This window comes from Enterococcus sp. AMC1251 (assembly GCF_058216535.1).
This window is the reverse complement of the sequence record NZ_CM177098.1, coordinates 2,021,813-2,035,385: the sequence shown is the minus strand read 5'-3', so window position 1 is coordinate 2,035,385 and position 13,573 is coordinate 2,021,813. Positions and strand designations below refer to the sequence as shown.

The 13,573-nt window shown below is 34.0% G+C and carries 13 protein-coding genes; 11 read left to right on the top strand and 2 right to left on the bottom strand.

All coding sequences use genetic code 11. The annotated features are described in order from the left end of the window. Positions 1 to 4 precede the first annotated feature (4 nt). The 3 genes from mobT to AC4BBR_RS09560 are packed head-to-tail and all read left to right on the top strand — an operon-like array spanning position 5 to position 1,697. Complete coding sequence (gene mobT / locus AC4BBR_RS09570) at positions 5 to 1,189, top strand: MobT family relaxase (protein WP_490459349.1); 1,185 nt, start codon at positions 5 to 7, stop codon at positions 1,187 to 1,189. Then, complete coding sequence (locus AC4BBR_RS09565) at positions 1,186 to 1,476, top strand: hypothetical protein (protein ID WP_490459348.1); 291 nt, start codon at positions 1,186 to 1,188, stop codon at positions 1,474 to 1,476. The genes mobT and AC4BBR_RS09565 overlap by 4 nt, the downstream gene beginning before the upstream one ends. Further along, positions 1,476 to 1,697 carry a hypothetical protein gene (locus AC4BBR_RS09560; RefSeq protein ID WP_009925525.1) on the top strand — a complete coding sequence of 74 codons (222 nt, stop codon included), beginning with the start codon at positions 1,476 to 1,478 and terminating at the stop codon, positions 1,695 to 1,697. Before AC4BBR_RS09565 ends, AC4BBR_RS09560 begins: the two co-directional genes overlap by 1 nt. 68 nt (positions 1,698 to 1,765) lie before the next feature. Here AC4BBR_RS09560 and AC4BBR_RS09555 read toward each other — a convergent pair whose 3' ends face one another. After that, the gene (locus AC4BBR_RS09555; protein WP_490459347.1) at positions 1,766 to 1,933 is read right to left on the bottom strand and encodes a hypothetical protein; all 168 of its coding nucleotides are present in this window, start codon (positions 1,931 to 1,933) and stop codon (positions 1,766 to 1,768) included. A gap of 314 nt (positions 1,934 to 2,247) precedes the next feature. On the opposite strand from AC4BBR_RS09555, the gene AC4BBR_RS09550 reads away from it, so the two are divergent. From AC4BBR_RS09550 to AC4BBR_RS09515, 8 genes are all read left to right on the top strand, one after another. Next, positions 2,248 to 2,748 carry an antirestriction protein ArdA gene (locus AC4BBR_RS09550; RefSeq protein WP_490459346.1) on the top strand — a complete coding sequence of 167 codons (501 nt, stop codon included), beginning with the start codon at positions 2,248 to 2,250 and terminating at the stop codon, positions 2,746 to 2,748. Between the two features lie 79 nt (positions 2,749 to 2,827). Further along, entirely contained in the window at positions 2,828 to 4,471 is a 1,644-nt protein-coding gene (locus AC4BBR_RS09545; protein WP_490459345.1) for an ATP-dependent nuclease, read from the top strand. Beyond that, entirely contained in the window at positions 4,468 to 5,577 is a 1,110-nt protein-coding gene (locus AC4BBR_RS09540) for a UvrD-helicase domain-containing protein (protein ID WP_490459344.1), read from the top strand. Before AC4BBR_RS09545 ends, AC4BBR_RS09540 begins: the two co-directional genes overlap by 4 nt. Before the next feature lie 70 nt (positions 5,578 to 5,647). Continuing rightward, the gene (locus AC4BBR_RS09535; protein ID WP_490459343.1) at positions 5,648 to 6,040 is read left to right on the top strand and encodes a conjugal transfer protein; all 393 of its coding nucleotides are present in this window, start codon (positions 5,648 to 5,650) and stop codon (positions 6,038 to 6,040) included. After that, a complete protein-coding gene (tcpF, locus tag AC4BBR_RS09530) occupies positions 6,024 to 8,477 on the top strand; it encodes a conjugal transfer ATPase TcpF (RefSeq protein WP_490459342.1) in 2,454 nt (817 codons plus the stop codon). Before AC4BBR_RS09535 ends, tcpF begins: the two co-directional genes overlap by 17 nt. After that, positions 8,474 to 10,531 (top strand): CD3337/EF1877 family mobilome membrane protein, encoded by a 2,058-nt coding sequence (locus AC4BBR_RS09525; RefSeq protein WP_490459341.1) that lies wholly within the window; start codon positions 8,474 to 8,476, stop codon positions 10,529 to 10,531. The genes tcpF and AC4BBR_RS09525 overlap by 4 nt, the downstream gene beginning before the upstream one ends. A 2-nt stretch (positions 10,532 to 10,533) precedes the next feature. Next, positions 10,534 to 11,553, top strand: coding sequence for a bifunctional lytic transglycosylase/C40 family peptidase (locus tag AC4BBR_RS09520; RefSeq protein ID WP_490459340.1), 1,020 nt, complete (start codon positions 10,534 to 10,536; stop codon positions 11,551 to 11,553). 17 nt (positions 11,554 to 11,570) lie between these two features. Further along, positions 11,571 to 12,473, top strand: coding sequence for a conjugal transfer protein (locus tag AC4BBR_RS09515; RefSeq protein WP_490459339.1), 903 nt, complete (start codon positions 11,571 to 11,573; stop codon positions 12,471 to 12,473). A 129-nt stretch (positions 12,474 to 12,602) separates the two neighbouring features. Here the strand turns inward: AC4BBR_RS09515 and AC4BBR_RS09510 are convergent, their stop codons facing one another. After that, complete coding sequence (locus tag AC4BBR_RS09510) at positions 12,603 to 13,154, bottom strand: PadR family transcriptional regulator (RefSeq protein ID WP_490459338.1); 552 nt, start codon at positions 13,152 to 13,154, stop codon at positions 12,603 to 12,605. Between the last annotated feature and the right edge of the window lie 419 nt (positions 13,155 to 13,573).

Sequence of the window (13,573 nt, the reverse complement as noted above, 5' to 3'; positions counted from 1 at the left end):
GCAAGTGACTGATACAACCCCATGGATTCAAGAGCTTAAGGAAAAACGGATGGCTTTTGGGTTATCTCAAAATAAATTGGCAACAGCAGCCAGTATTAGTCGATCGTATTTAAACAGTATTGAAAATGGCAAAGTAATTCCAACGACACAATTAAAAGAAGCACTGTTCAATGCATTAGAGCGGTTTGATCCAGATAATCCATTAGAGCTGTTATTTGACTATGTTAGGATTCGGTTTCCAACGACAAATGTTCAGCACATCATTGAAGTGATTTTACGTATCGATAGTGATTACATGCTTCATGAGGACTATGCTTTTTATGGCTATCAAGAGCATTATCGCTTTGGTGATATTGTAGTGATGATTTCCTATGATGAGACTAAGGGAGTTCTTTTAGAGCTTAAGGGAAAAGGCTGTCGACAATTTGAAAGCTTCCTGTTGGCACAGCATCGAAATTGGTTTGACTTCTTTCGAGAGTGTTTAAAAGAGCAGTGTGTCTTCAAACGAATAGATTTAGCCATTAATGATAAAGTTGGCATCTTAGACATTCCTACATTAGCACAGAAGTGTAAGCAAGAAGAATGTATTTCAGTTTTTCGTACGTTTAAAAATTACCGTTCAGGAGAATTGGTGCATCGTGATGAAAAGCAAGGAATGGGCAATACGTTGTATATTGGTTCTCTTAAAAGTGAGGTTTACTTTTGTATTTATGAAAAAGACTATGAGCAGTATGTGAAAAATGACATTGCTTTAGAAGAAGCTGAGGTCAAAAATCGCTTTGAGATTCGCCTGAAAAATGAGCGTGCAACCCATGCAATCAATGATTTACTAACCTATGGCGATGCTGAAAAGACAGCCTTCGACATTATCAATCGTTATATTCGTTTTGTCGATAAAGAGGAATCGAAGCGCCGTTCATCGTGGGAAACAAATGAGCAATGGGCATGGTTTATTGGGAAAGATCGGGGAGCTTTACGCTTAACAACGAAACCAGAACTGTATTCCTTTGATCGCACATTAAATTGGTTGAGACGACAAGTCGCCCCAACCTTGAAGGTTGCTAAGAAAATTGATGAACGAAATGGGACAGATGTGATTGATGAGATGATTCGCGAAGCGCAGTTAAGCGAGCGTCATGAAAAATTGTTAGAACAGCAAGTGACACCCGTAGAGGATGTGATTTTATGAGTCGTCTAACCGTGGAGCTAAAGCAATTTGGTTTTTTCTGTGGTATAGAGAACCAATTGTATTTGTTAGATACAGGCAAATACACAACTCTCATTATTGAAGGGTTTAAGAAGCCACAGTCAATTTACTATCAGTATGATTTTTATAAGCAGACGTTTTATCCTCACTATCATAATAAAATAACAATTTATGGCGAACGACTGGCACCTATTAATTTGTTGAAACGTGTTCAACGCTATTTTGCGAATCGTTACAATTATTTAGAAGAGAGGGGGAAGCAATTCTAATGAACTTTGGACAAAATTTGTATAATTGGTTTTTATCCAATGCTCAATCACTGGTGTTAATGGCGATTGTGGTTATTGGTATTTATTTGGGCTTTAAACGAGAATTTTCTAAGCTGATTGGATTTCTAGTTATTGCTTTAATTGCAGTAGGTTTAGTGTTTAATGCAGGCGGAGTGAAAGATGTATTACTGAACATTTTTAATAAGATTATTGGGGCATAATAGATATACAATTTTTGTAGAAATTTCAGTTATATGTATTTATTTGTGTTTGGTATTGGAATAATGATTTAGGAGGTTGTGCAGTTGGATATGAATAAAAGATTATTAAATAGTAGCTCTGCCATGCGCGTTACCAAATTGCTTACCTTACTGACAAGGGCTGGATTCGAACCAACAAAAACCGCCAAGTTGATAAAGAAGTCTAGTATTGCAACAACATTAATAATTTTATTCATGTTTATCATTCCTCCTAGATTCATATGTTTTGATTTTGTTGTCAGGAATGTAGTGACGATTAAAACTAGTAATAAGACGGGTAACCATGGCCATATGGCACAACTACTATTTTAATACATTATATCATAAATTTGTTTTTTGAACTGATATTAGCTTTAACTAGAGAACTCTAAAAAAATAGACTGCCTAGTCAATTAGCAAATATTAAAAAAACATTAAGAACGATAATTTTGGAAATTGAGATTTTTTAGAGTATACAGTGAAAAATTCTAGTAATAATTTTTGATTTCTATAAAGAAAGGAGAAAATTCAGATGGAAATGCAAGTGTATATTGCTAATTTAGGTAAATATAACGAAGGAGAACTAGTTGGTGAATGGTTTACGCCACCTATTGATTTTGATGAAGTAAAAGAACGAATTGGTTTAAACGAAGAATATGAAGAGTATGCGATTCATGATTATGAGTTGCCGTTTGAAATTGATGAATATACACCACTTGAAGATGTCAATCGACTTTGCGAAATGATAGAAGAAATAGAAGGAACACCAATTTATGATGAATTATCCGAAATTCAAGGATATTGGTTTAATAGTTTGGAAGAATTATTGGAGCATGTGGATGATATTATTTGTTATTCGGATTGTGATTCGATGGAGGATGTAGCGCGATATTACATTGAGGAAACAGGGAGTTTAGGTGAGATGCCAGATCACTTACAGCATTATATTGATTATGGAGCGTTAGGAAGAGATATGGAAATTGAAGGTAATTTTTTAGTAACATCACATGGGGTGTTTGAATATTTGGAATAGTTAATACTGAGCAACCTTGTGAAAACGGTTTAATTGTAGGATAATGTAATTATAACTACTTTATAAAGGGGATAGATACATGATAGAAAAGATAAAAATTGAAAATTTTAAATGCATTCAAGGAAGCTTCGAATTAGATTTAAAAAAAGGAATCAATATTCTTGTTGGTAATAATGAAGCTGGAAAATCTACAATATTAGAAGCTATTCATATGGCTTTGAGTGGTATCTTTAGAGGAAGAACAATAAAAGGAAATTTAACACAATACTTATTTAATAATGAAGTTGTAAACGAGTATTTACAAGATGTGAATCGTGGTAATATACCAGAAGCACCGTATATCCTTATTGAATTATATTTAAGTGATGGTTCCTTTCCAATACTCGAGGGTGATAAATTTACTGACAAGAGCAAAATAGGTAGAACAAATGGTATTGCTTTGAAAATTGCTTTAGATGAAAAATATAACGAAGAGTATGAATCTTTGTTAAATGTTGGTGAGGTAGCAAGTTTACCAATAGAATACTATGATGTTGAATGGTATGCGTTTTCTAGAAAAGCTTTAACAGCAAGAAGTATTCCAATAAAATCATCGTTTATTGATGTTGGATTTAGTAAATTTCAAAATGGCTCTGATATGTATATATCTAGAATTGTTCAGAACATACTAGAAACTGATGAAAAAACTAAAGTTGCTCAAGCTTTTCGTAAGGTAAAAGAAACATTCTCTAAAGACCCTGCAATTTCTGATATTAACACAAAAATAACTGGTATTTCAAAATTAAGTAAAAAAGAAATTGAATTAACGGTTGATTTAGGATCTCGTTCTACTTGGGATGGAAGTCTTATCACACAACTAAATAACATTCCTTTTGAATATATTGGTAAAGGTGAACAAGCGATCATAAAAACGGATTTAGCATTGTCTAACAAGCGAGCGGAGGTTTCATCAGTTATTTTGATTGAAGAACCAGAGTGTCATATCAGTCATGCTCGTTTAAATCAATTACTTGAAAGTATAAAGTCAAATTATGGCGATAAGCAAATAATTATGTCCACACATAGCAGCTTTGTGGCAAATAAGCTTGGATTAGATAATTTAATACTTCTTAACCAACAAGAAACTATTCGATTTGATGACATCGAATCGAAAGTTTTTTTTGAGAAAGTGGCGGGATATGACACTTTACGTTTAATTCTATGTGATAAAGCAATACTTGTTGAAGGAGACTCTGATGAATTGGTGATACAGAGAGCGTATATGGATACACATGGTGGAAAGTTACCGATTGAGGATAATGTAGAGGTTATATCCGTAGGAACCTCATTTTTACGCTTTTTAGAAATTGCTCAGAATTTAAAAATACCTGTTCGAGTTGTAACTGATAATGATGGTGATGTTTCGGCATTAGAAGGGAAATATGCAGATTATTTAGGTTCTAATAAGAAGGACAATATAGAGATTTGTTATGATACTAATGAATACAATGGAACATTAAAGATAGGTAAAAAGAATCCTAAGCCATTTAACTATAATACCCTAGAACCACTTTTGTTAAAAGCAAACACTTTAAAAATTTTTAATGAAATATTCGGAACAACACATTCTGAAGATGGTTTGTACACTTATATGAAAGCAAATAAAACAGATTGTGCATTTAAAATCTTTTCTTATGGTTCAAACATTAATTATCCAGAGTATATTCAGAGGGCAGTTAAATGAAAAATGAATTATTAATTGCTTCTGCTGGTGCAGGAAAAACCACTCATTTGGTAAAACAAGCTCTTGCATGTGATGGAACGGTACTCATCACTACTTTTACAGAAGAAAACGAGAAAGAAATTCGTAAAAAATTTATAAAACTAAATAATGGTGTAATTCCTCTTAATGTTACAATTCAGACATGGTTCTCTTTTTTAATTGAACATGGGGCAAAACCTTATCAAGGCAAATTGACTAATAAAAGAATAACTGGATTGCTACTTGTGAATGAGAAGTCAGGTTTAAAATATAAAGGACGATTTCCAGTATATTTTTCAGAAGAAGATGTAGATAATCATTACTTTACGAATGATTATAAGATATATTCTGACAAACTTTCAAAATTTGTAGTTAAGTGCAATGAAAAAAGTAATGGCTATATTGTAGAACGTATCTCAGAACTATTTAAGAATATTTTCATCGATGAAATACAGGATATGGCAGGATATGATTTAGACTTTATTAAGCTACTTTTAACCACTAATTCAACTATAAAAATGGCAGGTGATCCTAGACAAGTAACATATCATACTCATTTTTCTAGTAAGAATAAAAAATATACTGAGGGGAAAATACAAGATTTTATTTTAAACGAATGTAAAAAAGCAGAGTGTTCAATAGACACAAATACTCTTAAAGACAGTTGGCGCAATAATCAAAACATATGTGATTTTGCAAATCAACTATTTCCAGAACTACCTCAATGTGAATCACTACAAACAGAAACAACAGAACATGACGGTATCTTCTTTATAAAAGAAAAAGATATTGGAAAGTACATTGAGAAATACAAACCATTACAATTAAGGTATGATAGAAGAACAAAAAAAGTTTGTTCTGGTTTTGAAGTAAAAAATTTTGGTGAATCAAAAGGAGGGACTTATGATAGGATAATTATTTATCCGACTAAAAAAATGTTAGATTGGATATTAAAAGATATACCGATAAATAGTTTCGAAATAAAGTGCAAATTTTATGTTGCAATTACTAGAGCCAAATTTAGTGTTGCAATTGTATGTAAAAACAATGTTGAAACGAATGTTTTACCGGTATACCAATTTGATTAAAACTTTATTATCCCTTTGGGAGTATCTATATAAGATGCTCCCTTTTCTTATAAAGAAAGGACATAATTAGATGAAAAAAATAAAAAGCTACACAAGTATCTGGTCAGTAGAAAAAGTGATCTATGCCATTAACGATTTACAATTACCGTTTCCCATTACATTTACTCAAATGACATGGTTTGTACTCTCAGTTTTATTTGTCATGATGTTTAGCCAAATACCCCCACTATCATTCATTAATGGCGCCTTCTTAAAATATCTCGGTATTCCTGTTGCGTTCACTTGGTTTATGAGTCAAAAGACCTTTGATGGAAAGAAACCCTATGGATTTTTAAAGTCAATTATTTCCTATTTGCTTCGACCTAAATTAACGTACACTTTTAAACCTGTCAAGCTAAAAAAACAGAAATTGAACGTAGCCCTTACCATTGTTAGGAGTGAATATTATGGCGTATCCGATTAAATATATTGAAAATAATTTAGTATTCAATCAAGATGGCGAAAGCTTTGCGTATTATGAATTAATTCCCTATAATTACAGTTTTCTAAGTCCAGAGGAAAAGTTTCAGGTGCATGATAGCTTTCGACAGTTGATTGCTCAAAATAGAGATGGCAAAATACATGCGTTACAGTTAAGTACAGAAACAAGTATTCGAGCCACTCAGGAGCGCTCAAAAAAAGAAGTCACAGGAAAATTAAAAGAAGTGGCTTATCAAAAAATAAATGAACAGACAGACGCGTTAGTAGACATGATTGGAGACAATCAAGTAGACTATCGCTTTTTTATTGGCTTTAAATTATTACTGAACGAACAAGAACTAACGGTTAAAAACATCAGTCAAGAAATTATGATAGGACTAAAGGATTTTTTCTATGATGTGAGCCATAAATTAATGGGTGATTTTGTTGCGATGAGCAATGAGGAAATTGAACGATTCTCAAGAATGGAAAATCTGTTAGAGACTAAGATATCTAGGCGGTTTAAAATTCGTCAATTAGATAAGAATGATTTTGGTTACATCATTGAACATCTTTATGGTCAAACAGGGACACCCTATGAAGAGTATGAGTATCATTTGCCAACTAAGAGAAGGAATAAAGAAACCTTAGTCAAACGCTATGATATTTTAAAGCCGACTCGCTGTTTAATTGAAGAAAATCAGCGCTATCTCAAAATCGAAAATGAAGATCAGACGACTTATGTAGCTTACTTTACGATTAACTCAATTGTAGGGGAATTAGATTTTCCAAGTAGTGAAATTTTTTACTACCAGCAACAACAGTTTACTTTTCCGATTGACACCTCAATGAATGTAGAAATCGTAGCGAATAAAAAAGCTCTTTCTACCGTTCGCAATAAGAAAAAGGAGCTGAAAGATTTAGATAGCCATGCGTGGGAAAGTGACAATGAAACGAGCTCAAATGTAGTGGATGCATTGGATTCTGTCAACGAATTAGAAAGCAACTTAGATCAGAGCAAGGAATCAATGTATAAATTAAGCTATGTTGTTCGCGTTTCTGCCAACAGCTTAGAGGAATTAAAGCGTCGCTGTAATGAGGTCAAGGATTTTTACGATGATTTGAGTATTAAACTGGTTCGTCCCTTTGGCGATATGCTTGGGTTGCATAACGAATTTATTCCTGCTTCAAAACGGTATATCAATGATTATGTACAGTATGTGACCTCTGATTTTCTTGCTGGATTAGGCTTTGGTGCCACGCAAATGTTGGGTGAAAGTGACGGGATTTATGTCGGCTACAATTTGGACACTGGACGGAATGTCTATCTTAAACCAAGTTTAGCGAGTCAAGGAGTTAAAGGATCGGTTACCAATGCATTGGCTTCGGCTTTTATTGGGAGTTTAGGTGGCGGAAAATCCTTTAGTAATAACCTACTTGTCTACTATGCTGTCCTTTTTGGCGGTCAAGCAGTGATTGTTGATCCGAAAGAGGAACGGAGTAATTGGAAAGAAACCTTACCTGATATAGCTCATGAAATTAATATTGTGAATCTAACAAGTGAGGCTGCCAATAAGGGGCTACTTGATCCTTATGTTATTTTAAAACGTCCTAAAGACAGTGAAAGCCTAGCGATTGATATTCTGACCTTTTTAACAGGGATTTCTAGTCGTGATGGTGAAAAATTTCCTGTCTTACGAAAAGCGATTCGGCGTGTTACCAAAAGTAAAACGCGTGGTCTATTGCTTGTTTTGGATGAGCTGCGGAATGAAAACACCACCATAAGTAATCACATTGCCGATCATATTGAATCATTTACGGATTATGATTTTGCTCACTTATTATTTAGTGATGGAACTGTTGAGCAATCCATTAGTTTAGATAAGCAATTGAACATTATTCAGGTGGCAGATTTAGTGCTACCTGATGCTGAAACTGGTTTTGAAGAATACACGACAATGGAACTGTTAAGTGTTGCAATGCTGATTGTCATTAGTACTTTTGCTTTAGACTTTATTCACTCTGATCGCTCTATTTTTAAAATCGTTGACTTAGATGAGGCTTGGTCATTTTTACAAGTGGCTCAAGGAAAGACTCTTTCGATGAAGCTAGTCCGGGCTGGAAGAGCGATGAATGCAGGGGTCTATTTTGTGACGCAAAATGCAGATGATTTACTAGATGAAAAATTGAAAAATAATCTTGGCTTGAAATTTGCATTTCGTTCAACGGATATTAATGAAATCAAAAAGACCTTGGAATTTTTTGGTGTTGATAAAGAGGACGAGGGCAATCAAAAGAGATTACGCGACTTAGAAAATGGGCAGTGTTTAATTTCTGATTTGTATGGACGAGTAGGTGTCATGCAATTTCATCCTATCTTTGAGGAATTACTTCATGCCTTTGATACAAGACCACCCATCAGAACAGAGGTGGAAGAATGAAAAAGAAACGATCAATTTTGAAAAGAATCTTGCTTATCATAGCGTTGAGCACTATTTTCATTGTAATAAGCTTGCTTATACTGGGAACGATTGTTCAAGCAGCTGGTTTAGTAGATGATACAGTGGATGCCAAAAATATCTATTCCATGTATGCCTTAGATAATTACCAACTTGATTTTTATATAGATAATTCTTGGGGCTGGCTCCCTTGGAATTGGGGGGATGGGATAGGCAAGCAAGTCATGTATGGCTTATATGCGATTTCTAATTTTATTTGGACAATCTCTCTGTATCTTTCTAATGCGACAGGTTACCTCATTCAAGAAGCCTATAAACTAGATTTTATTTCTCAAACAGCCGATGCCATTGGGAAAAATATTCAAACCATTGCAGGCATTACAAAGCATGGCTTCTCAAGCTCTGGTTTTTATGTGGGCTTCCTATTAATTTTGGTGTTAGCGCTAGGGATTTATGTTGCTTATACTGGTTTATTGAAGCGTGAGACCAGCAAAGCGATACAAGCGGTGATTAATTTTTTACTAGTCTTTATTTTATCTGCTTCTTTTATTGCGTACGCCCCTGACTATATCAAAAAAATCAATGAATTTTCCTCTGATATCAGTAAAGCAAGCTTGGATGTGGGCACGAAAATTATTTTACCTCACTCCGATTCAAAAGGAAAAGACAGTGTCGATTTAATTCGTGATAGTTTATTTTCTATTCAAGTCGAGCAGCCTTGGTTACTACTTCAATATGATAATTCTAATCGAGAGGAGATTGGAGAAGCGCGAATCAAGAAGCTAGTCTCAACTAGTCCAGACTTAAATGATGGGAAAGATCGCGAGAAGATTGTAAAAGCTGAGATAGAAGAACAAAAAAATAATCAGTTAACCATTACCAAAACCATTAATCGTTTAGGAATGGTTTTTTTCTTGTTTCTCTTTAATATAGGGATTTCTATTTTTGTTTTTTTACTGACGGGTATCATGATTTTTTCTCAAGTGCTCTTTATTATCTATGCGATGTTTTTGCCGATTAGCTTTTTATTAAGTATGATTCCTAGCTTTAATGGGACAAGTAAAAAAGCAATAATGAAGCTGTTTAATGTCATAATGACGCGCGCAGGGATTACCTTGATTATTACGGTTGCGTTTAGTATCTCAACGATGCTGTATTCCTTATCTGCTAGTCAACCGTTCTTTATGACCGCTTTCTTGCAGATTGTGACGTTTGCTGGAATCTATTTTAAATTAGGTGATTTGATGAGTATGTTCTCACTTCAAAGCAGTGATTCCCAAGGTGTTGGTAAGCAAATTATGCGTAAACCACGTATGATGATTCATCGCCAAACTCGGAATTTACAACGAAAGTTAGGACGCTCAATGGCACTTGCAGGACTTGCAACGGCAGCTACTTCTAAAAGTCCAAAAACGAAGGTACCGAAAAAGAATACTCCTAATTCGGAACAGGCTTCTAAACGACAAAATCAAAGTTTTAGTAGATCAACTGATAGCCAGTCAACGTTAGCTAAGAAATTAGGACAGACTACAGGGAATGTTTTAGATACGAAACAAAGACTCACAGACAAAGCAGGGCTGATGAAGGAACAAGTGAAGGGGATTCCGACTCAAACAAGGTACGCTTTTCATCAAAAGAAAGAGGGAACCAAAGAAGCGATGAAGCAGTTCGCAATGACCGCTAAAACGACCCCTAAGCTAAATCATCAAGAGCGTTTGGCTCAACAACGACAACATAGAGAAACAATTGCACAAAAACGTTTAGAGCTGGATAAAACGAAGAACGCTCGGAAATCAACTGCTTCAACCATACCAACTAGAGAAATGAAACTAAAACGACCGGAACACCAACGTCCTAATGTACCGTCTAAATCAGAAAATAATCCGATTCAACCAAGTGTCTCTGCAAGAGCAACGACTCAGATTAAACGTAATAATCAACCTATACCGACAAAATTTCTAAAACCGCCGACTCAATTAAACAAGAAACGAGTGTTAGTCAAGCCTAAAAAAATAAACAACAGGAGAAGGCGTTAATCATGAGACTATTAAAATTAAAGCTTGTCATAGGTGTGATGAGCCTTTTTACTGTTCTTTTTGGTGTATTATTTTGTGTCACGCTCTTCTTTTCTGATGAGGAAGAAAGTAGCAACAGTGTAGCTTCTCTTGCAGGGTTAAATGTTTCGTCAGACGTATTGGCACATAAGCAGACGGTCGAAAAATACTGTAAAGAATATGGCATTTCTGAGTATGTTTCGTATATCTTAGCCGTTTTGCAAGTAGAATCAGGTGGGAAAGGTCAAGATGTGATGCAAAGCAGTGAATCGCTTGGGCTAGCACCGAATACATTATCGACAGAGGCTTCGATTAAACAGGGCTGTAAGTATTTTTCGGAGCTTTTAAGCTCAGCTAAAGCGAAAGGAATTGAGGATATCAATGCCACAATTCAATCCTACAACTATGGGGGAGGATTTCTTGATTATGTCTCGTCAAAAGGCAAGAAATATTCGTATGAATTGGCAGAAAGTTTTTCAAAAGAAAAGTCTGGTGGGGTTAAAGTGAACTATCCCAATCCAATCGCGATTCCAATTAATGGTGGTTGGCGTTATAACTATGGCAATCAATTTTACGTCAAATTGGTTTCGCAATATCTAACAGCTGGAGTAACAAAATTTGATGATAAAACCGTTCAAGCCATTATGGATGAAGCGCTAAAATATCAAGGGTTTCCTTATGTCTTTGGCGGTGATCGTCCAGAAACAAGTTTTGATTGTAGTGGGTTAACAAAATGGTGTTATGGAAAGGCAGGCATTGTGCTGCCTCGAATTGCCCAAGCTCAATATGATGCAACTCAGCATATTCCACTATCAGAAGCTAAAGCTGGAGATTTAGTCTTCTTTCATTCTACCTATGCTACATCTGATTATGTGACGCATGTTGGCATCGTTGTCTCACCAACCCAAATGTATAATGCTGGGGATCCGATTGGTTATGATGATTTAACGTCTTCCTATTGGCAACAACACCTCATTGGTGCAGGAAGAATCATCAATAAATAGAGAAAGGAAAACATACAATGAAAATTAAAATAGAAAGAAAAGCAAAAAAGCCAAAGCAAAAAAAAGTCCCTACTGTAAAAGTGGGGACACACAAAAAATCAGTCACACTATTATGGAGTCTTTTGATTATTAGTATTTGTTTTGGTGTCTATAAGAATTTTACAGCCATTGATAAACATACGGTTCATGAGAAAGAAATCGTTGAACAGCGCGTGATTGACACCAGCAAAGTCAAAAGTTTCACAGAAAATTTTATTCAAGAATTTTACTCGTGGGAACACAACCAAACTGCTTTAGATAAACGAAAAAAGAACTTAGAAATGTATCTAACAGAAGAGCTACAAGTGTTAAATTCTGATGTTGTAAGGACAGACATTCCAACGAATTCTAAGGTAGAAGCTATCCAATTTTGGGACATTCAGCAGATTGATGATACTAATTTTGAGGTTCTATTTTCTGTTAAGCAATTAATCTCTGAAAAAGAGAAAAAGCAAACCGTTGATTCAGTTTATACATTAACTATTTATGTTGATAAAGCGAATAACATGGTGATTACGAAGAATCCAACGATTAGTAGTAAACCAGCGAAAGCCTCTTACGAACCTAAGAGACTAGAAAACGATGGAACGGTTGATGCGAAAACAACAGAAGAAATCAACTCTTTTTTAGAGACATTTTTTAAGCTTTATCCTAAGGCTAATGAGAAGGAGTTATCTTATTATGTGAGTGAGAATGCCTTAAAACCAATTAATAAGGAGTATACATTTGTTGAGTTACTTGATCCAATTTACACAAAAAAAGAGGATCAAGTGGTTGTACATGTTTCTGTGAAATATCTAGATCAGCAAACGAAAATGATAGAACTATCTCAATTTAATTTGGTGTTACAGAAGTATGAGAATTGGATGATTATTAACTAAACCTAGTATATGCCTAATTCTATTTTAAAAACAAAAAATAACTGTGGGCATTTTGATTTTGATCAAAAATGCTCACAGTTATGGATATTTTCTATTTAGTTACTTTTCAAAGTAAAATTTGTAAGTAATTTATTTTTTTGATGTATCATTATTAAGTTTGAAATAATCTTTGATTGAGATTAACCAACCTTCAATTGCTTTTGCTAATGAAAATTGTTGTTGAAGAACCACTTTACCAGTTTCAGGTATTTCAGGTAGATTTTTTTTTGAATCAATGTTTTCTTCAATATAAGACTTTAAGATTTGAACATTATTTTCTATATTATCTAAGCAAGCTTTTTGATTTTCCAGTGAAAGACCATTTAAATTTACGATTACAGCATTAAAGTCTAGAAAGATACTGATAGGCTTTGAAGAAATATTAAGCATTAATTTTTCAAACTCAATTTCTCCTAAATCTGTTAAAGAGTAAATTGCTTTTTCTGGCATCTTTCCTTCTTTAACTATAGTCCCCTTAATAAAACCTTTTTCTTCTAGTTTAATAACTTTTTTATATATTGATGGTGTACTAATCTTTACCCATTTTGAGATATTGCGATATTCCACTAGTTTTTGAATATCGTATGCACTTAGTGGTTCTTGTTTTACCATTCCTAATACAATTAAATCTATTGTTGTCATATTATTTTGTATATTCAATTAATTAAATATACTTTTTTTCATTCCTTTCTTTGCTCATACTTTTAAAATATATCTTTAGTTGCACAAAGTATTCATTAAGTAATTGTAGAATAGCATGATAATGTTGCCATAACAACTAATTTTATTTTGCCTTTGATCTGTGATATAAAAACAGGTAATTCTCAATTCAGTTCATCTAGCTTCTGTTGTATCAAATACTTATACTTGATTACCCGATTGATTACATGTGAGTAATACTAGCGGTGATTTTATCAATCACATTATACTTGAGTGCTTTGAAAGCAGTTAGTGTAGTTATTATACATGATAAATTTATGCTAATAAATAACAAATTAAATTATCAAAACTGCGATATTTAGTGAATGTGAGCTTATATCAGCAAAGAGTACGCGAGAAAG